Origin of the sequence: Kitasatospora sp. NPDC001261 (genome assembly GCF_042896795.1) — a bacterium.
GTDB lineage: Bacteria > Actinomycetota > Actinomycetes > Streptomycetales > Streptomycetaceae > Kitasatospora.
Window position 1 is genome coordinate 83810 of record NZ_JBIAXP010000018.1, and the last position, 18529, is coordinate 102338.

Sequence of the window (18529 nt, forward strand, 5' to 3'; positions counted from 1 at the left end):
GGGCGGGGCCCCCCCCCGCGGGCACGGCGGCCCCCGCGGCGCCCCCCCCCCGGGGGGGCCGCCCCCCGCCCGCCCCCCCCCCCCCCCCCGCGGCGCGCCCCCCCCCCCGCCCCCGGCCCCCCGCCCGATCGGCTACTGCTGTGGGCTGTGGAGCATAGGAGACTCGAACTCCTGACATCTGCCTTGCAAAGGCAGCGCTCTACCAACTGAGCTAATGCCCCTCGACGGCACCGCGCGCGTGCCAACGGGCACTAGCGTACCGGTTTCCGGCGCGATTCCCAGCGCCGTCCCCCCGGAACGGTGCCGTTCCAAGGGGTCGGCCGGTCCGGTTCGTCGACCGGGCCGGCCGGCCCGGGAGGCGCCGACGGGCGCCTCCGGAGTTCGTCGATCGTCAGATCGCCGGGGGCTCAGCGACCGGCCGGGACCGGGTCGGTGGCCTCGGTCCACAGGTCCTGCTCGGCGCGGTCCGCCTGGACCTGACGGTAGACAAAGAAGCCGCCGAGGGCGACCAGGGCGACCAGGAGAAGCTTCTTCACCGCGGGACCTCGTCCTTCTTGCGTTGGTGGACTCAAGAGCCGGATCCGGCCGGACTGACCGGGCCGACGAGTCCAGTTGTGTTTCGAGCGCGAACGGGCGGCCGGGTGCCAGACTGCCCTTGCGGCCGATGATACACACCGGTGTCCCAATCGTGACCAGCCACCGGTGCGGCCAACCCGGCGGTCCGGTCCCAGGATTGACGCCGCACCTCCTGGCGGGCGGTCCGACCGTGCCCGGACCGTCCCGCGCGCCCGCGGATCAGACCCGGCCCGCCGAGCCGTCCGCGGGTCCGCCCGCCGTCCCGTCCGCCGGGCGGCCCGGCGCCACCACCACGGCGGTGCCGTTCGCCAGGTCCACCCTGGTCCGCGGCGGCGCCCCCTCGCCCTCCTCGTCCCGCAGCATCAGGGTGCTGCGACGTTCGTCCAGCTCGTGCTGCTTGCCCGCGGCGAACTGCGCGTGCAGCTGCTCGAACCCGGTGGCCGAGATCTGCCCCTCCCGGCCCGTCCCCCGCCAGGGCACCCAGCGGGCGCGGCGCGCCCGCAGTGCCAGTTGATCGAGCGCGGCCAGCACCACCAGGGCGCAGACCAGTCCGGGGATGCTCATCGCCCAGAACACCGCCATGCCGTCACCAACCCTCCACCGTCCCTCCCCCGAGAACCGTCGGGAGGGGCGCGCGGTTCCCGGCCCGGCGGCGGGAATGCGGTGGGAACGCGGCGGGCACGCGGCGGGACGCGCGGAGGCAGCGCGGCGGGAAACGCCGAAGGGCCCGGAGTGGATCACTCCGGGCCCTTCGGGGAGGTGGGCCTAACAGGACTTGAACCTGTGGCCTCTTCCTTATCAGGGAAGCGCTCTAACCGTCTGAGCTATAGGCCCTCACCGATGAGAGATCGTACCGGATGCCGGCCGATCCGCGAAAACGCCGAAGGGCCCGGAGTGGATCACTCCGGGCCCTTCGCGGTGGTGGGCCTAACAGGACTTGAACCTGTGGCCTCTTCCTTATCAGGGAAGCGCTCTAACCGTCTGAGCTATAGGCCCTTGCCGCACTGAAAGATTAGCGGACCGACGGCCGATCTCCCAAATCCGGGTCGGCCGGGGCTGCGGCGGCACCCCCCGCGACCAGCTGCGGCGCACCCACGGAGGGGCGCAGCAGCCACTCCTCGCGGGTCGGCGGCAGGCCCGCCGCGCCCTCCTCGGTGCTGCGGACGGCGAGGACCTGGTTGATCCCGATCCGGTTCTGCTCGAAGGCGAGCGCGGAAGCCGCCATGTACAGCCGCCAGACCCGGGCCCGGCCGCGGCCGACCAGCCGGACCGCCTCCGTCCAGTGCGCTTCCAGGTTGGCCACCCACTCGCGCAGGGTCAGCCCGTAGTGCTCCCGCAGCGACTCGACGTCCCGGACCTCGAAGCCGGCCTCCTCCAGCCGGGCCACCGTGGACCCGATGGGGGAGAGCTCGCCGTCCGGGAAGACGTAGCGGTCGATGAAGGGGCTGGTGCGGTGCGGCACCCCGGGGATGTCGGGGCGGCGGGCGATCTGGTGGTTGAGCAGCCGGCCGCCGGGCACCAGCAGCCGGTACAGGCCCTCGGCATAGACCCGGTACTGCTCGGAGCCGACGTGCTCGGCCATCCCGACGCTGGAGATCGCGTCGAAGGGCCCGTCGGTGATCTCCCGGTAGTCCTGGAGCCGGACCTCGACCCGGTCGGACAGCCCGGCCTCCTCGACCCTGGCGCGGGCCAGCGCGACCTGCTCCGTGGAGATGGAGACGCCGACCGCGGTGACCCCGTAGTGCTTCGCCGCGTGCAGCAGCAGCGAGCCCCAGCCGCAGCCGACGTCCAGCAGGCGCATCCCGGGGCGCAGGCCGAGCTTGCGGCAGATCAGGTCGAGCTTGGCCTCCTGGGCCGCCTCCAGGCTCTTCGCCTCGGGCGCCCAGTAGGCGCACGAGTAGACCATCGAGGAGCCCAGCACGATCCGGTAGAAGTCGTTCCCGACGTCGTAGTGGTGGCTGATGGCCGCGCGGTCGCGGCTGCGGCTGTGCAGCCGCCCTGGGGCCCTGCGGACCTCCTCGCGGGGCGGCTCGGGCTCGAGGCCGACCGCCCCGGCCCGCAGCGCGGCGGCGAGCACCCGGCGGCCCTTGGGGCCGAGCGCCTCGCGCGGCCCGAGGGCCAGGGTGCGGACCTCCGGCCGCTCGGCGAAGCGGGCGACGGCGGAGAGCGTCTCGTACAGGTCGGTGCCGGGGGCGAGTTCCAGGTCCCCCGCGACGTAGGCCCGGGCCAGGCCCAGCTCGCCCGGCTGCCAGACCAGCCGGCGCAGCGCCCGGCGGTTGCGCAGGACCACGGTGGGCGCGCCCGGCGGCCCGGCGGTGCTGCCGTCCCAGGCCTGTACCCGCAGCGGTACCGGGACCCCCAACAGCCCTTCGAGGGCTTCGACCAGTTGACCTGCGAGCTTCGCCACCGCGCGCCTCCGTCCAGTCGTCCTGCGGAACCTCAGCTGACCCGGTCGGGCGGACCGGGGGCGGCCTGCGGCACTCCCAGGCGCGGGACGGGCGGCACCCAGCTTGTCCCACCGCGGCCGCCCGGTTTCCGGGTGGCACGCCGCGGGCGGCCGGCTGTCACCCGAAATGCCGACGGGCCCCACCCGCTGCAACAGCGGGTGGGGCCCGTGCATTCCGTCCGTGGACGGGGAGCTGAGCGAGCGTCAGGATCCGGCCGGGATCAGTCCTCCTCGGCCAGGGTGAGCTCGACGCCGCCGGTGAAGCCAGCCGCCGCGTTGTAGATGAACGCGGAGAGCGTGGACAGGGCGGTCAGCAGGACGACGTCGACCACGGCGATCAGCGTGGTGAAGGTCATCACCTTGCCGAAGCCGACGTAGTCCATCAGGTTGAGGCCGCCGCTGCTGTCCGAGCCGGTGACGTCCTTGAGGGTCTTGGTCAGCGAGTCGAAGACGCCGAGCGAGTCCAGCGTCATCCACAGCACGGCCGCGGCCACGATGATGATGATGCCGACGGCCAGCGACAGCAGGAAGCTGACCTTCATCACCGACCACGGGTCCACCTTGGTCACCCGCAGCCGGGCCTTGCGGGTCCGGCCGAGGCCGGCCCCGCCGGTCGCGGCCGCGGGGGCACCGGCGGGGCGGCGCGCCGCCCCGGTGGGGGTGCCGCCGGCCGGGGTCGCCCCGACCGGGGTCCCGCCCGCCGGGGTGTGGCCCGGGCTCCGGGTGCCCCGGGCCGGGGTCGGCTGCCCCTTGGCGTACGTGGTCGGCTGCGAGAAGCCGGCCTGGCCGCTCGGCGGCGCGGGCGTCTGCCCCCCGTAGGTCGCACCGCTCTGGCCCGCTCCACCGGCCGGCGGCATCAGCGAGGTGGACGCGGCCGAGTGCTCGGTCGGCGGCTGCGGAACGCCGTACGCACCCCCGCCCTGCGCGCCCGGACGGCCGCCGGAGGTTCCTCCCGCAGCACCCGTGGCTCCACTCACCTGGTCCTCCCGCACTTCCCACCAGGACGGCGGCGCCGCCCTGCTTCGTCACTCGTCATCCAGCGCCCGGCGGGATTGCCCGGAACTGGTCGGCGTCCGGTGCCGCCGCATCCATACTCTGGACGCGGCGGCACCGGTCTGCGGTTCGGTTCAGGCCTCGACGTCTCCGTCGACCGCCGTCTCCGCTCCCTCGGCCGTCTCGGTGGACTCGGTACCCGCCACCTCGTCCTCCGCCGTCTCCTCGTCCTCGGCCTCCGCGTTGCGGGCCATGCCCACGACCGCGTCGCGCTTTCCGAGGTTGATCAGTTGGACGCCCATGGTGTCACGTCCGGTTTCACGAACCTCGGAAACCCTCGTGCGGATCACCCCACCCGAGAGGGTGATCGCCATGATCTCGTCGGATTCGTCGACCACGAGCGCGCCGACCAGCGAGCCCCGGCCCTCGACGATCTTCGCCGCCTTGGTGCCGTAGCCGCCGCGCCCCTGGACACGGTACTCGTCCACCCCGGTGCGCTTGGCGTAGCCGCCGTCCGTGGCGGTGAAGACGTAGGTGCCCGGACGGACGACGTTCATCGAGAGCAGTTCGTCGTCCTCGCGGAAGGCCATGCCCTTGACGCCGGAGGTGGCGCGGCCGGTCGGGCGCAGGGCGTCGTCGGTCGCGGTGAAGCGGATCGACTGGGCCTTCTTGGAGACCAGCAGCAGGTCGTCCTCGGCGGAGACCAGCTCGGCGCCGATCAGCTCGTCGTCCTGGCCCTCCTCGTCCTGGCGAAGGTTGATCGCGATCAGGCCGCCGGAGCGCGGCGAGTCGTAGTCCTTGAGCGCGGACTTCTTCACCAGGCCGGCCCGGGTGGCGAGGACCAGGTACGGCTTGTCCTCGTACGTCCGCACGGCCATCACCTGGGCGATGTGCTCGTCCGGCTGGAAGGCCAGCAGGTTGGCGACGTGCTGGCCGCGGGCGTCGCGCCCGGCGTCCGGCAGCTCGTAGCCCTTGGCGCGGTAGACCCGGCCCTTGTTGGTGAAGAACAGGATCCAGTTGTGGGTCGTCGTCACGAAGAAGTGGTCGACGATGTCGTCCTGCTTCAGCTGGGCACCGCGCACGCCCTTGCCGCCGCGCTTCTGCGAGCGGTAGAGGTCGGAGCGGGTCCGCTTGACGTAGCCGCCACGGGTGATCGTGACGACGATGTCCTCCTCGGCGATGAGGTCCTCGATGGAGAGGTCGCCGTCGGAGGGGATGAGGGTCGAGCGCCGCTCGTCGCCGTACTTGTCGACGATCGCGGTGAGCTCCTCGGAGATGATCTCCCGCTGGCGGACCGGCGAGGCCAGGATCGCGTTGTACTCGTCGATCTTGCGCTGGAGCTCGTCGTGCTCGTCCATGATCCGCTGGCGCTCGAGGGCGGCCAGTCGGCGCAGCTGCATCTCCAGGATCGCGTTGGCCTGGAGCTCGTCGATGTCGAGCAGGCCCATCAGGCCGGTGCGGGCGGCATCGGCGCTGGCCGAGGCCCGGATCAGCGCGATGACCTCGTCGATCAGGTCCAGGGCCTTCAGCAGGGCGCGCAGGATGTGGGCGCGCTCCTCGGCCTTGCGCAGCCGGAAGGTGGTGCGCCGGACGATGACCTCGACCTGGTGGTTGACCCAGTGCCGGATGAAGGCGTCGAGCGACAGCGTGCGCGGCACGCCGTCGACCAGGGCCAGCATGTTCGCGCCGAAGTTGGTCTGCAGCTCGGTGTGCTTGTACAGGTTGTTCAGCACGACCTTGGCGACCGCGTCGCGCTTGAGCACGACCACCAGGCGGGTGCCGGTGCGGGACGAGGACTCGTCCCGGACGTCGGCGATGCCGGCGATCTTGCCGTCCTTGACCAGGTCGGCGATCTTCAGCGCGAGGTTGTCCGGGTTGACCTGGTACGGCAGCTCGGTGATCACCAGGCACTGGCGGCCCTGGATCTCCTCGACCTCGACGACGGCCCGCATGGTGACCGAGCCGCGGCCGGTGCGGTAGTAGTCGTCGATCCCGCGGCGGCCGACGATCAGCGCGCCGGTCGGGAAGTCGGGGCCCTTGATCCGCTCGACCAGGGCGTCCAGCAGCTCCTCGGCGGAGGCCTCCGGGTTCTCCAGGTACCAGAGCGCGCCGGAGGCGACCTCGCGGAGGTTGTGCGGCGGGATGTTGGTGGCCATGCCGACCGCGATGCCGGTGGCACCGTTGACCAGCAGGTTGGGGATGCGCGCGGGCAGGACGGTCGGCTCCTGCGAGCGGCCGTCGTAGTTGGGCGCGAAGTCGACGGTCTCCTCGTCGATGTCGCGCATCATCTCCATGGCCAGCGGCATCAGCTTGCACTCGGTGTAGCGCATCGCCGCCGCCGGGTCGTTGCCCGGGGAGCCGAAGTTGCCGTTGCCGTCCACCAGCGGCATCCGCAGCGACCACGGCTGGGCCAGGCGGACCACGGTGTCGTAGATCGAGGTGTCACCGTGCGGGTGGTAGTTGCCCATGACGTCGCCGACGACGCGGGCGCACTTGTAGTAGCCCTTCTCGGGCCGGTACCCGCCGTCGTACATCGCGTAGAGCACGCGGCGGTGCACCGGCTTGAGGCCGTCGCGGACCTCGGGGAGCGCCCGGCTGACGATCACGCTCATCGCGTAGTCGAGGTAGGAGCGCTGCATCTCGGTCTCGAGCTCGACCGGCTCGATCCGCATGGTCACCTGGGCGGTGCCCTCGGCTGCGGGGGTCTCGGGCTGTTCGCCTTCGGGACGGTTGTCGTCGACCACTGGTGGTCAGTTTCCTTTCACGCGGACTGGAACGTGCGGGGCCTGCGGTGCAGGCGTCACACGTCCAGGAAGCGAACGTCCTTGGCGTTGCGCTGGATGAAGGAGCGGCGCGCCTCGACGTCCTCGCCCATCAGCACGGAGAACAGCTCGTCGGCACGGGCGGCGTCCTCCAGGGTGACCTGGAGCAGCAGGCGGTGCTCGGCGTCCATGGTGGTGACCCGGAGCTCCTCGGCGTTCATCTCGCCGAGACCCTTGAAGCGCTGGATCGCGTCGTCCTTGGGCAGCCGGCGCCCGGCCTCCACCCCGGCCGCGATCAGCGCGTCGCGCTCGCGGTCGGAGTAGGCGTACTCGAAGTCGTCCTTGCCCCACTTGATCTTGTACAGCGGCGGCATGGCGAGGTAGACGTACCCGGACTCGACCAGCGGCCGCATGAAGCGGAACAGCAGGGTGAGCAGCAGGGTGCGGATGTGCTGTCCGTCGACGTCGGCGTCGGCCATCAGGACGATCTTGTGGTACCGCAGCTTGGACTCGTCGTAGTCCTCCTGGATGCCGCAGCCGAAGGCCGAGATGAGCGCCTGGACCTCGGTGTTCTGGAGGACCTTGTCGATCCGGGCCTTCTCGACGTTCAGGATCTTGCCGCGGATCGGCAGGATGGCCTGGGTGCGCGGGTCGCGGCCCTGCTTGGCCGAGCCGCCGGCGGAGTCACCCTCGACGATGAAGATCTCGCACTCGGACGGGTCCTTGGACTGGCAGTCCGAGAGCTTGCCCGGCAGCGAGGCGGACTCCAGCAGGCCCTTGCGGCGGGTCAGGTCGCGGGCCTTGCGGGCGGCGACGCGCGCGGTGGCGGCCTGGATGGACTTGCGGATGATGTCCGCGGCCTCGTTGGGGTTGCGGTCCAGCCAGTCGTTGAGGTGCTCGTGGACGACCTTCTGGACGAAGGTCTTGGCCTCGGTGTTGCCGAGCTTGTCCTTGGTCTGGCCCTCGAACTGGGGCTCGCCGAGCTTGACCGAGATGATCGCGGTCAGACCCTCGCGGATGTCCTCGCCGGAGAGGTTGTCGTCCTTCTCGCGGAGCAGCTTCTTGTCCCGCGCGTAGCGGTTGACCAGGCCGGTCAGCGCGGCGCGGAAGCCCTCCTCGTGGGTGCCGCCGCCGTGGGTGTGGATGGTGTTGGCGAAGCTGTAGACCCCCTCGGTGTAGGAGGAGTTCCACTGCATCGCGATCTCCACCGAGATCGCCTTGTCCTTGTCCTCCGCCTCGAAGTCGATCACCGAGGGGTGGACGACCTCGCCCTTGCGGGAGTTGAGGTGGGCGACGAAGTCGGCGATGCCGCCGTCGTACTTGTACGTGACGGTGAGCGGCTTGCCCTCCTCGTCCGCGTGCTCGGGGCGCTCGTCGGTCAGCGAGATCGACAGGCCCTTGTTGAGGAAGGCCATCTCCTGGAAGCGCCGGGAGAGCGTCTCGAAGGAGTAGACGGTGGTCTCGAAGATGTCGCCGTCGGCCCAGAAGGTCACCGTGGTGCCGGTGCGGTCGGTCTCCGCGCCCTTGACCAGGGGGGCGGTCGGCGCGCCCATCTTGTAGTCCTGGGTCCAGATGTGGCCGTCCCGGTGGATCTCCACCGAGAGCCGGGTGGACAGCGCGTTCACCACGGAGACGCCCACGCCGTGCAGACCGCCGGAGACGGCGTAGCCGCCGCCGCCGAACTTGCCGCCGGCGTGCAGGACGGTGAGCACGACCTCGACGGCGGGCTTGTCCTGGCCGGGGACGATGTCCACCGGGATGCCGCGGCCGTTGTCGACGCAGCGGATGGCGCCGTCGGCCATGATCGTGACGTCGATGGTGTCGGCGTGCCCGGCCATCGCCTCGTCGACGGAGTTGTCCACGACCTCCTGCACCAGGTGGTGCAGGCCGCGCTCGCCCGTCGAACCGATGTACATGCCGGGGCGCTTGCGGACGGCGTCGAGGCCTTCCAGCACCTGGATGTTGCTACCGGTGTAGGAAGCCTGCTCGGACTGGTCTGGGGTCTGGCTGGGGTTGCCGGAATCGGCCACGAAGCGCCCTCTCTGGCACAGCACGGGTCGCATGCCCACCCCGTACGGGCGGGCGTGCGACCACAGCGTTTCGACTCGGTTGCCACTAGCAACAGTGTTTGGCTTTCAGTCTACCGGTACGACTGACAGAGATGGGCGTTTGGCAGCCCTTGAGGGCAGATATGCCGCCCTGAATCCCCTCGGGACATGTCCCGATACTCGCCCGGGGGGCCCAGGGCGCCTGGAAGGGCTGTCAGGGGTTCCGGAAGATCGCCATCCGATCCGCGCCCCCGCCGGCCGTCCGAGGTCCCGGTCAGCCCCAGGTGTCGCCCGGCCCCTTGCTCCCGGGCGCGCGCAGCCGGCCGTAGCCGCGGGCGGGCGCCGCGGGGCCGAGCACCTTGATGGTCCGGACCGTCCCGTGGCCCAGTTCGTGGTTCAGACGGGCCACCAACTGCCGTGCCAGCCAGCGCAGTTGGGTGGCCCAGGCGGTGGAGTCGCACTGCACGGTGAGCACCGCGGCGGCCTCGTCGTAGGAGGAGGGGTGGCAGTGCGCGGCGATGTCCGGGCCGACGATCTGCGGCCAGCGGCCCATCACCCCGCCGACGGCGGCCGAGGACTCCCAGCCGCGCTCGGTCAGCAGCCGGTTGAGCGCCGCGCCCAGCGGGACCGGGTCGCGGCCGTCCGAGCGGGCGCCGCTGCGCAGGCCGTGCCGCTTCGCCTCGCGCTTCTCCCGGACCTGCTCGCCGCGCTGACGGGCCTGGGCCCGGGCCGCGCGCAGCGCGGAGCGGGCGAGGTCGGCACCGGTCGGCGCCGGGGCACCGGGCTCGGGGGAGTGCTCCGCCGGCTCGCTCACGGCGATCTCCTTTCCCCAGCCTGTGGACAACGGTCGCGGTCGCGCGCCCGCCGAGCCGTCCAGCCTACGGGAGCCGCCGGGCCCCTCGGGCCGGGGCGGGGGCGCGCGGTGCGCGGAAGCGGTCGCGGTCCGGTGACGGCGGTGTGGTGGTGCGGGTGGAGGGGTGTGCAGCGGTGCGGACGCGGGGGCGCGGTCAGGCGTCGACCCGGCGCACCGCGCCGTCGGAGACCGCGAACCGGGCGCCGGCCAGCGCCTTCGGCACGTCCTCGGCGACCGCCGCGGTCACCAGCACCTGCTCGCCGCCGGCCACCAGCTCGGCCAGCCGGTCCCGGCGGGCGGCGTCCAGCTCGGCGAACACGTCGTCCAGGATCAGCACCGGCTCGCCGCCGTCGGCGCGCAGCAGCTCGTACGAGGCCAGCCGCAGCGCCAGCGCGAACGACCAGGACTCGCCGTGGCTGGCGTAGCCCTTGGCGGGCAGCGGGCCGAGCTTGAGCCCCAGCTCGTCACGGTGCGGGCCGACCAGGGTGACACCGCGCTCGACCTCCTGCTTGCGGACCGCCTGCAGCGCGTTCAGCAGCTGCTCCTCGGCCTGCTCGCGACTGGTCGGCAGCTCGCCCTCGAAGGAGCTGCGGTACTCCAGGGCGGTCTCGCCGCCGCCGGGGGCCAGCTGCCCGTACGCGGCCGCCACCAGGGGCTGCAGGGCGGCCACCAGCTGGATCCGGAAGGCCGTCAACTCGGCGCCCGCGCGGGCCAGATGGCCGTCCCAGACCTCCAGGGTGGACAGGTCGGCGCCCTTGCCGCCGCCGGCCCGGCGGGCCATCGCGGCGGTCTTCAGCAGGGCGTTGCGCTGCTTGAGCACCCGCTCGTAGTCCTGCCGCACCCCGGCCAGCCGGGGTGCCCGGGCGGTCAGCAGCTCGTCCAGGAAGCGCCGCCGCTCACCCGGGTCGCCCTTGACCAGGCTGAGGTCCTCGGGGGCGAACAGCACGGTGCGCAGCAGGCCCAGGACGTCCCGCGGGCGGACGTTGTCGGAGCGGTTGATCCGGGCCCGGTTGGCCTTGCCCGGGGTGAGCTCCAGCTCGATCAGGGTGGACCGGCCGCGGTCCACCACCGAGGTGCGGACCACCGCCCGCTCGGCGCCCAGCCGGATCAGCGGGGCGTCGGTGGCGACCCGGTGGCTGCCCAGGGTGGCCACGTAGCCGATCGCCTCGACCAGGTTGGTCTTGCCCTGGCCGTTGGGCCCCACGAAGGCGGTCACGCCCGGGTCGAGGGGAACCTCGGCCCGGGCGTACGACCGGAAGTCGGCGAGCGACAGGTGCGCGACGTGCATGGCTGTGGACTGCGCCCGCCTTCTTGGGGAGGACCTGCTGGTTACTTGGACTCGACCGCGTGGCCGCCGAACTGGTTGCGCAGCGCGGCGATCATCTTCATCTGCGGCGAGTCCTCCTGGCGGGAGGCGAAGCGGGCGAACAGCGAGGCGGTGATCGCCGGCAGCGGCACGGCGTGGTCGATCGCGGCCTCGACGGTCCAGCGGCCCTCGCCGGAGTCGGCGGCCCAGCCGCGCAGCTTGTCCAGGTGCTCGTCCTCGTCCAGGGCGCGGACGGCCAGGTCCAGCAGCCAGGAGCGGATGACGGTGCCCTCCTGCCAGCTGCGGAAGACGTCGCGCACGTCGGTGACCTCGGGGGCGGCCTCCAGCAGCTCCCAGCCCTCGGCGAAGGCCTGCATCATCGCGTACTCGATGCCGTTGTGGACCATCTTGGCGAAGTGGCCGGCGCCCACCGCGCCCGCGTGCACCGAGCCGAACTCGCCCTCGGGCTTGAGGGCGTCGAAGACCGGCTGGGCCTTCGCGACGTGCTCGGCGTCGCCGCCGTACATCAGCGCGTAGCCGTTCTCCAGGCCCCAGACGCCGCCGGAGACGCCGCAGTCCACGAAGCCGATGCCCTTGGCGGCCAGCGCCTCGGCGTGCTTGACGTCGTCGGTCCAGCGGGAGTTGCCGCCGTCGACCACCACGTCGCCGGGGGAGAGCAGCTCGGCGAGCTCGTCGACGGTCGCCTGGGTGGCGGCGCCCGCCGGGACCATGACCCAGACCACGCGCGGGCCCTGGAGCTTGCTGACGAGCTCCTGGAGGCTCTCGACGTCGGAGATGTCAGGGTTGCGGTCGTAGCCGATGACGGTGTGGCCGGCGCGGCGGATCCGCTCGCGCATGTTGCCGCCCATCTTGCCGAGACCGATGAGGCCGAGCTCCATGACCAAGTCCTTACCTGTGGTGACGTGCCTGCCGGCGGCGCCGTTGCCGCACTCCTTGAGCCTACGCGCTGGAGCGGCCCCGCCCGGCTGCGGTCGGGGCCGGCCGGGGGAGACGGCCACAGGCTGTGCACAGCGGGTGTGCACAGCCTGTGGACGAAGGACGGGCGGGATCAGCCGGAGAGGCGGACCGGCATGATCAGGTACTGGTAGGCCTTGTCCTCCTCGGCGTCCACCGAGACCTTGCCGCTGAGCAGCGCGGGCTTGGTCGGGGTGGTGAAGCTGAGCTGGGCGAAGGGGGAGTCGATGGCCTTGAGGCCCTCCTCCAGGTAGCCCGGGTTGAACGCGATCGAGATGGCGTCGCCCTCCAGGGAGGCCTCGATCCGCTCGGTGGCCTGGGCGTCGTCGCCCGAACCGGCCTCCAGCGTCAGCACGCCCTCCTCGAAGTTGAGGCGGACCGGGGTGTTGCGCTCGGCGACCAGCGAGACGCGCTTGAGCGCTTCCAGGAAGGGCTGGGTCTGGATCGCGGCGATCGCGTTGAACTCGGTCGGGAAGAGGCTGCGGAACTTGGGGAACTCGCCCTCCAGCAGCCGGGTGGTCGTCCGGCGGCCGGCGCCCTCGAAGCCGATCAGGCCCTCGCCCGCGCCGCCCGAGGAGAGCGCGATGGAGACGTTGTCGCCGCTGCCCAGGGACTTGGCGATGTCCTGGAGGGTCTTGGCCGGGACCAGCGCGACGGCGGAGATGTCCGACTGCTCGGGCTTCCACAGCAGCTCGCGGACGGCGAAGCGGTAGCGGTCGGTGGCGGCCAGGGTGATCCGGTCGCCCTCGATCTCGACCCGGACACCGGTGAGCACCGGGAGGGTGTCGTCCCGGCCGGCGGCGACCGCGGCCTGGCTGACGGCCGAGGCGAAGACGTCACCGGAGACGGTGCCGGTGGCGGTCGGCATCTGGGGCAGCGCCGGGTACTCGTCCACCGGGAGGGTGGGGAGGGTGAACCGGGAGCTGCCGCAGACCACGCTGACCCGCTGGCCGTCGGTGGAGATCTCCACCGGCCGGTTGGGGAGGTTGCGGGAGATGTCGTTCAGCAGCCGGCCGGAGACCAGGACGGTGCCGGCCTCCTCGACGTCCGCCTCCAGCTCGACCCGGGCCGAGACCTCGTAGTCGAAGCCGGACAGCGCCAGGCTGCCCTCCTGCGCGGTCAGCAGCAGGCCGGCCAGCACCGGCACCGGCGGCCGTGCCGGGAGGCTGCGGGCAGCCCAGGCCACCGCCTCCGCGAGGACGTCACGCTCCACCCGGAACTTCACCGGTAACCGCCTCCTGGATCGAGCGCTCCCGCTCGCACTCTGGTTCGTCTGATCTTGATCGTCGGTTCGGCTGTCCACCGAGCTCGGTCACTCCGCTTCCAGTCGCAAGGACAGTCTGACGTACTCCGCCGACAGACGGGGCAGACGGGCGGAAGCGACCCGAACTGTTGTCGGGGCCCGGTTGTCCACAGATTCGGGGCCCACCCACTTTGAAAGCAAGTCCGGGGTCTAAATGTGTAGTGGTAGTAGTAGGGCCTGTGGAAACCGTGGATAACCCTGTTTCCGCAGGTCAGAGCCCGAATTTTGTCCACAGCGGGTGTGGACGGCGGCTGTGGACGGGCAGGCCGCGCTGTGGACAGCCGAGCGTTACCCACAGGGCACGCAGGGTATCCACAGGTTATCCCCAGGGCTGTCCCCAGATCCGGGCCCGGTTATCCACGGGCGCCGGTCAACTTTACGTGACGCCTTTCACACCAGGGTATGAACGCCAGCCCACGGTTGTCGAACTGTGGACGCTGCTGTGGACAACCTGGGGATAACCGGCCATCCCCTGGGGACAACCGGTGGATAACCCGGACGGCCCACTGTGGACCCGTCAATTGTCCACACCCTGTGGATAACCGTTGTGCACAAGTCCACAGGCACCTGACCTGCGCGGAAGAGCGTAGCGGCGACGGGCCTGTGGACGAATTCTGGATAACTCCGCACTCCCCACCCTGTGGACGGCGGCGGAGGGGCCCGTCCTGTGGACAACGGCCTTGCGCGCCCCCGGGTTTCGAATCACCGGTCAGTTGTTCGGCGCGGGCTGTGGACTGGCGGACCGTCCGTCGAGGGCATCCCTGCCCAGCCGGCGCGCGACGCACACCTGTGGACACGAGAAAGGGCGTCAGGATTCGCTCCTGACGCCCTTGGGGGCCCGACTTCGGACCCGGGGCCCCGCCGTGCCTGCTCCGGCTAGCTCTTGATGCGGTTGGTGAGTTCGGTGACCTGGTTGTAGATCGAGCGCCGCTCGGCCATCAGCGAGCGGATCTTGCGGTCCGCGTGCATCACCGTGGTGTGGTCGCGGCCGCCGAACTGCGCGCCGATCTTCGGCAGCGAGAGGTCGGTGAGCTCGCGGCAGAGGTACATCGCGATCTGCCGGGCCGTCACCAGCACCCGGCTGCGCGAGGACCCGCAGAGGTCGTCCACGCCCAGGCCGAAGTAGGCGGCGGTCTGCTGCATGATGACCTGCGCGGTGATCTCCGGGCCGGCGTCCTCGTCCCCGCCCGGGATCAGGTCCTTGAGGACGATCCCGGCCAACTCCAGGTCCACCGGGGCCCGGTTGAGGTTGGCGAAGGCGGTCACCCGGATCAGCGCGCCCTCCAACTCCCGGATGTTGCGGGTGATCCGGGAGGCGATGAACTCCAACACGTCGGCGGGAGCGTTGAGTTGCTCCTGGATCGCCTTCTTGCGCAGGATCGCGATCCGGGTCTCCAGCTCCGGCGGGGTGACGTCGGTGATCAGACCCCACTCGAAGCGGTTGCGCAGCCGGTCCTCCAGCGTGGTCAGCAGCTTGGGCGGCCGGTCCGAGGAGAGGACGATCTGCTTGTTCGCGTTGTGCAGGGTGTTGAAGGTGTGGAAGAACTCCTCCTGTGTGGACTCCTTGCTCGCGAGGAACTGGATGTCGTCCACGAGCAGGATGTCCATGTCCCGGTAGCGGCGGCGGAAGGTGTCCGCCTTGCCGTCCCGGATCGAGTTGATGAACTCGTTGGTGAACTCCTCCGAGGACACGTAGCGCACCCGGGTGCCCGGGAAGAGACTGCGCGAGTAGTGCCCGATGGCGTGCAGCAGGTGGGTCTTGCCCAGCCCGGACTCGCCGTAGATGAAGAGCGGGTTGTACGCCTTGGCCGGGGCCTCGGCGACCGCCACCGCCGCCGCGTGCGCGAAGCGGTTGCTGGCGCCGATGACGAAGGTGTCGAACAGGTACTTGGGGTTCAGCCGGGCGGCCGGCTCGTCCTTGCGGGAGCCGCCGGCCGGGGGAGCGCCGGGCGGGGCGGGCACGCCGGGGACGCCGGGACGCTCGGCGGAGCGCTCCGGGGCGGCCTTCTCGGCCGGGCGGCCGCCGGTGGGGCGGGAGCCGCCGGCCCGACGGCCGGCGCCGGTGCGGGGCTGCTCGTTCGGGCCGGGGCCGTAGGCGCCGCCGAAGAGGTCGCCCTGGGTGGTCGCGGGCGGGCCGGGGACGGGCCGCGGCGCCGGACGGGACGCGGGCTCCTCCGCGTCGCGGTAGCCGGGCGGCTGCTCCTGGTAGCCCTGCCAGCCGGGGCCGCCGCCGGGGCCGCCGTACGGGGCCTGGCGCTGCTCGTAGCCGCCGGTGTCGTAGCGGGGGCGCTCGTAGTCCTGCTCGTACCCCTGGCCCTGCTCGTACGGCTGCGGCTGCTCGTAGGGCTGGCCGTGCTCGTACGGCTGCTGGTAGCCCTGGCCGCCGTAGCCGGGGGTGTCGTCCTCGGCCGGGCCCGGGTAGGGCTCGGCGGGGGCCTGGGGGGCGGGTGCGGGGGTGGTCGGCACCGCGTTGGCGTCGACCATCACGGCGATCCGGACCGGGCGGCTGAGCTCACGGCTGAGGGCCTCGGTCAGCTGCGGCAGCAGCCGGCCCTCCAGCACCTGCTTGGCCCGCTCGTTCGGGGTCGCCAGCAGGGCGGTGTCGTGCATCATCCACATCGGCTGGGTGCGCTGCACCCACTGTTTGTCCATCTCCCCGACATCGGGGTCGGCGACCAGCCGCTCGACGACCCTGGCCCAGACCGGGACGAGGTCGCTGTTGACATCAGCCACTGGTGCACGCTTTCCAAGAACAAACCAGACAAGTTCTGCAACGGTAGTCAGCGAACAGGGACGGATCAAGTCGTTGTCCACAGGCTGTGGGTAAGACGGGCGAGAGACGGCTGGTTTGACCCCCGTGCCCCGTCCCGCGTACCGTAACCAGGTCGAGTTGTCGATGGCCGCTGCCGCATGTCCGCGGGTCCACCCGCTCCATAAGGCGCGCAGCACGGGCGCCGTGGATTGCCTCAAACCCCAGCCGAACTGGGGCGATGGGCCGGATTTCCGAATCAGGGGAGATCACGCGGACGCACGGTGACGGCCAAGCGATTCCCCGTCATCCTACGATTCACCTCAGGAGCCCCCGAGTGAGCAAGCGCACCTTCCAGCCGAACAACCGTCGTCGCGCGAAGACCCACGGCTTCCGGCTGCGTATGCGTACCCGCGCCGGCCGCGCCATCCTGGCCGCCCGCCGTGGCAAGGGCCGCAGCAGCCTGTCCGCCTGATCCGCGCCAGAGTCTGTTGTGCTGCCCTCCGAGAATCGGCTGCGGCGGCGCCAGGACTTCGCGACCGCGGTGAAACGCGGTCGCCGGGCCGGCCGGCCCCTTCTGGTCGTCCATCTCAGCAGAGACGGTGACCCGCAGGGGCAGACCGACCGGACCAGCGACTCCCGCCCGCACGTCGCCGAGGGGACTCCTTCGGCGCGTGCGGGTTTCGTCGTGAGCAAGGCCGTTGGCCCGGCGGTCGTTCGCAACCTGGTCAAGCGCCGGTTGCGCCATCTCGTTCGTGATCGTCTCTCCAGGCTGCCCGCCGGTAGCCTGATAGTGGTGCGTGCGCTGCCCCAGGCCGCGACCGCCTCGTACCAGGACCTCGAACGTGACCTGGACGCGGCACTGAAGCGGTTGCTGAGGACGGAGCCCGCCGCCACGGCGCCGACGGGAGCAGGTCGATGAAGTACCTGCTGATGGGTCTGATCAGGGTCTACCAGTGGACCATCAGCCCACTGCTCGGTCCGGTCTGCCGTTACTACCCCTCCTGCTCGCACTACGGCTACGAGGCCGTGAAGGTGCACGGAGCGGTCAAGGGCGGCGGGCTGACCGTGTGGCGCATCCTGCGCTGCAATCCGTGGACGCCCGGTGGGGTCGATCATGTCCCCCCGCGCAAGCATCCGGTGTGGCACCGGCGGTTGCGAGACTGGCTGAAGAGCCGGTCCGCCACCGGAGACCCGGTGACCGCCACCCCCGCCGGTCCGGACCCCGAGGGCCCGGCGACCATTGGCCCCGTGCGGCCAATCCACCTGTCCAAGGAGCCTGACCGGTGACCTTCTCCTTCCTGAATCCCCTGTACACAGCGGTGTCCTGGATCATCGTCCAGTTCCACTCGCTGTACAGCCACATCTTCAACCCGGACGGTGGCTGGGCCTGGGGTCTCGCCATCGCCTCGATGGTGGTCGTCATCCGGATCTGCCTGATCCCGCTCTTCGTGAAGCAGATCAAGGCGACCCGGGCCATGCAGGCGATCCAGCCGAAGATGAAGGCCATCCAGGAGCGCTACAAGAACGACCGGCAGCGCCAGTCCGAAGAGATGATGAAGCTGTACAAGGAGGCGGGTACCAACCCGTTCTCCAGCTGCCTTCCCATCATCGTGCAGGCGCCGTTCTTCACCGCTCTCTACGGAGTGCTCGCCAAGGTCGCCAAGGGCCAGGACATCGGCGTCATCCACGGTGACCTGCTGGTGAGCGCCGGCAAGGCGCACATCTTCGGTGCCCCGCTCTCCGCGACCTTCGTGGGCAGCCCCGAGACCAGCGTCAAGATCGTCACCGCCGTGATGATCATCCTGATGTCGCTGTCGCAGTTCGTCACCCAGCGCCAGCTGATGACCAAGAACGTCGACCTCTCGGTGAAGACGCCGTTCATGCAGCAGCAGAAGATGCTGATGTACGTCTTCCCGATCATGTTCGCCGTGATGGGCATCAACTTCCCGGTCGGTGTCCTGGTCTACTGGCTGACCACCAACGTCTGGTCGATGGGCCAGCAGCTGGTCGTGATCCACAACAACCCGACCCCGGGCAGCAAGGCCTTCGAGGAGCGTCAGGCCCGCCTGAAGAAGGCCGGCCGGCTGCGTCCGGACGGTACGGAGATCAAGGGCGCGCTCTGGGGCATGCTGCCCCCGTCCAAGGCGGCCGTCAGCGAGGCGGCCAGCGCCGCCGCGGTGGTCGAGGAGTCGGTGCAGGTGCGCCGCCAGCAGCCCCGTCGGCAGAGCAAGGCCCAGCGCCAGCAGGCCGGTGTCGGACAGCCGACCGGCGAGCCGGACAAGGACAGCCAGGCGGAGGAAGCCGCCGACACGGCTCCGTCCGACAGCGTGCCGTCCGACTCCGGTGCCAAGCCGGCGGCCGCCAAGCAGGCCGCGGCGAAGCCCGCCGGTACCAAGCAGGGCACCCGGCAGCAGCCGAAGCGCGGTGGCGGCCAGCGGCCGAAGAAGAAGTCCTGACCGGTCCCGAGCCCGTTGTGACCGCCGCGAAGAGCTTCGTCCCCGGCCCGACAGACGGG

At 71.1% G+C, this 18529-nt stretch carries 15 protein-coding genes and 3 tRNA genes; 4 read left to right on the plus strand and 14 right to left on the minus strand.

Features of this window, described 5'->3' with window-relative positions:
• Window positions 1-148: 148 nt before the first annotated feature.
• The 14 genes from ACFY4B_RS24205 to dnaA form a co-directional block, all read right to left on the minus strand.
• A tRNA-Ala gene (locus ACFY4B_RS24205) sits at window positions 149-221 on the minus strand.
• 186 nt (window positions 222-407) lie between these two features.
• On the minus strand, window positions 408-536 hold the full coding sequence (locus tag ACFY4B_RS24210; protein WP_014137031.1) for a DLW-39 family protein: 129 nt from the start codon (window positions 534-536) through the stop codon (window positions 408-410).
• Between the two features lie 259 nt (window positions 537-795).
• Window positions 796-1158: a DUF6191 domain-containing protein gene (locus ACFY4B_RS24215; protein WP_117488751.1), complete on the minus strand. Its 363-nt coding sequence runs from the start codon at window positions 1156-1158 to the stop codon at window positions 796-798.
• Between the two features lie 178 nt (window positions 1159-1336).
• Window positions 1337-1410 (minus strand) — tRNA-Ile (locus tag ACFY4B_RS24220).
• Window positions 1411-1495: 85 nt separating this feature from the next.
• Window positions 1496-1572 (minus strand) — tRNA-Ile (locus ACFY4B_RS24225).
• Window positions 1573-1588: 16 nt separating this feature from the next.
• Window positions 1589-2983 carry a class I SAM-dependent methyltransferase gene (locus ACFY4B_RS24230; protein ID WP_387970913.1) on the minus strand — a complete coding sequence of 465 codons (1395 nt, stop codon included), beginning with the start codon at window positions 2981-2983 and terminating at the stop codon, window positions 1589-1591.
• A gap of 260 nt (window positions 2984-3243) precedes the next feature.
• Window positions 3244-3999 carry a DUF3566 domain-containing protein gene (locus ACFY4B_RS24235; RefSeq protein WP_074002160.1) on the minus strand — a complete coding sequence of 252 codons (756 nt, stop codon included), beginning with the start codon at window positions 3997-3999 and terminating at the stop codon, window positions 3244-3246.
• 150 nt (window positions 4000-4149) lie between these two features.
• The gene (gyrA, locus tag ACFY4B_RS24240; protein ID WP_049654618.1) at window positions 4150-6759 is read right to left on the minus strand and encodes a DNA gyrase subunit A; all 2610 of its coding nucleotides are present in this window, start codon (window positions 6757-6759) and stop codon (window positions 4150-4152) included.
• 56 nt (window positions 6760-6815) lie between these two features.
• The gene (gene gyrB / locus ACFY4B_RS24245; RefSeq protein ID WP_369808323.1) at window positions 6816-8840 is read right to left on the minus strand and encodes a DNA topoisomerase (ATP-hydrolyzing) subunit B; all 2025 of its coding nucleotides are present in this window, start codon (window positions 8838-8840) and stop codon (window positions 6816-6818) included.
• 259 nt (window positions 8841-9099) lie between these two features.
• A complete protein-coding gene (locus tag ACFY4B_RS24250; RefSeq protein WP_049654619.1) occupies window positions 9100-9639 on the minus strand; it encodes a DUF721 domain-containing protein in 540 nt (179 codons plus the stop codon).
• A 193-nt stretch (window positions 9640-9832) separates the two neighbouring features.
• Window positions 9833-10966, minus strand: a complete 1134-nt coding sequence (recF, locus tag ACFY4B_RS24255; protein ID WP_049654621.1) for a DNA replication/repair protein RecF — start codon at window positions 10964-10966, stop codon at window positions 9833-9835.
• A 41-nt stretch (window positions 10967-11007) separates the two neighbouring features.
• Entirely contained in the window at window positions 11008-11883 is an 876-nt protein-coding gene (gene gnd, locus ACFY4B_RS24260; protein ID WP_049654622.1) for a phosphogluconate dehydrogenase (NAD(+)-dependent, decarboxylating), read from the minus strand.
• A 170-nt stretch (window positions 11884-12053) separates the two neighbouring features.
• Window positions 12054-13184, minus strand: a complete 1131-nt coding sequence (gene dnaN / locus ACFY4B_RS24265) for a DNA polymerase III subunit beta (RefSeq protein WP_074001900.1) — start codon at window positions 13182-13184, stop codon at window positions 12054-12056.
• A gap of 954 nt (window positions 13185-14138) precedes the next feature.
• Window positions 14139-15995, minus strand: coding sequence for a chromosomal replication initiator protein DnaA (dnaA, locus tag ACFY4B_RS24270; protein WP_074001899.1), 1857 nt, complete (start codon window positions 15993-15995; stop codon window positions 14139-14141).
• A gap of 353 nt (window positions 15996-16348) precedes the next feature.
• Here dnaA and rpmH point away from each other — a divergent pair, with 353 nt between their 5' ends.
• From rpmH to yidC, 4 genes are read left to right on the plus strand one after another with little or no spacing between them, the layout of a single operon-like run.
• Complete coding sequence (gene rpmH / locus ACFY4B_RS24275; protein ID WP_030305394.1) at window positions 16349-16486, plus strand: 50S ribosomal protein L34; 138 nt, start codon at window positions 16349-16351, stop codon at window positions 16484-16486.
• 18 nt (window positions 16487-16504) lie between these two features.
• Window positions 16505-16933 carry a ribonuclease P protein component gene (gene rnpA / locus ACFY4B_RS24280; protein WP_049655849.1) on the plus strand — a complete coding sequence of 143 codons (429 nt, stop codon included), beginning with the start codon at window positions 16505-16507 and terminating at the stop codon, window positions 16931-16933.
• Window positions 16930-17301: a membrane protein insertion efficiency factor YidD gene (gene yidD, locus ACFY4B_RS24285; RefSeq protein ID WP_049655851.1), complete on the plus strand. Its 372-nt coding sequence runs from the start codon at window positions 16930-16932 to the stop codon at window positions 17299-17301. The genes rnpA and yidD overlap by 4 nt, the downstream gene beginning before the upstream one ends.
• Window positions 17298-18470 (plus strand): membrane protein insertase YidC, encoded by a 1173-nt coding sequence (gene yidC, locus ACFY4B_RS24290; protein WP_049655853.1) that lies wholly within the window; start codon window positions 17298-17300, stop codon window positions 18468-18470. The genes yidD and yidC overlap by 4 nt, the downstream gene beginning before the upstream one ends.
• The last annotated feature ends 59 nt before the right edge of the window (window positions 18471-18529 follow it).

What these genes read in the sequence shown, in the direction of transcription:
- ACFY4B_RS24215 (WP_117488751.1), bottom strand. Translation starts at nt 1,158, where the DNA reads ATGGCGGTGTTCTGGGCGATGAGCATCCCCGGACTGGTCTGCGCCCTG.
- yidD (WP_049655851.1), top strand. Translation starts at nt 16,930, where the DNA reads ATGAAGTACCTGCTGATGGGTCTGATCAGGGTCTACCAGTGGACCATC.
- gyrB (WP_369808323.1), bottom strand. Translation starts at nt 8,840, where the DNA reads ATGCGACCCGTGCTGTGCCAGAGAGGGCGCTTCGTGGCCGATTCCGGC.
- gnd (WP_049654622.1), bottom strand. Translation starts at nt 11,883, where the DNA reads ATGGAGCTCGGCCTCATCGGTCTCGGCAAGATGGGCGGCAACATGCGC.
- recF (WP_049654621.1), bottom strand. Translation starts at nt 10,966, where the DNA reads ATGCACGTCGCGCACCTGTCGCTCGCCGACTTCCGGTCGTACGCCCGG.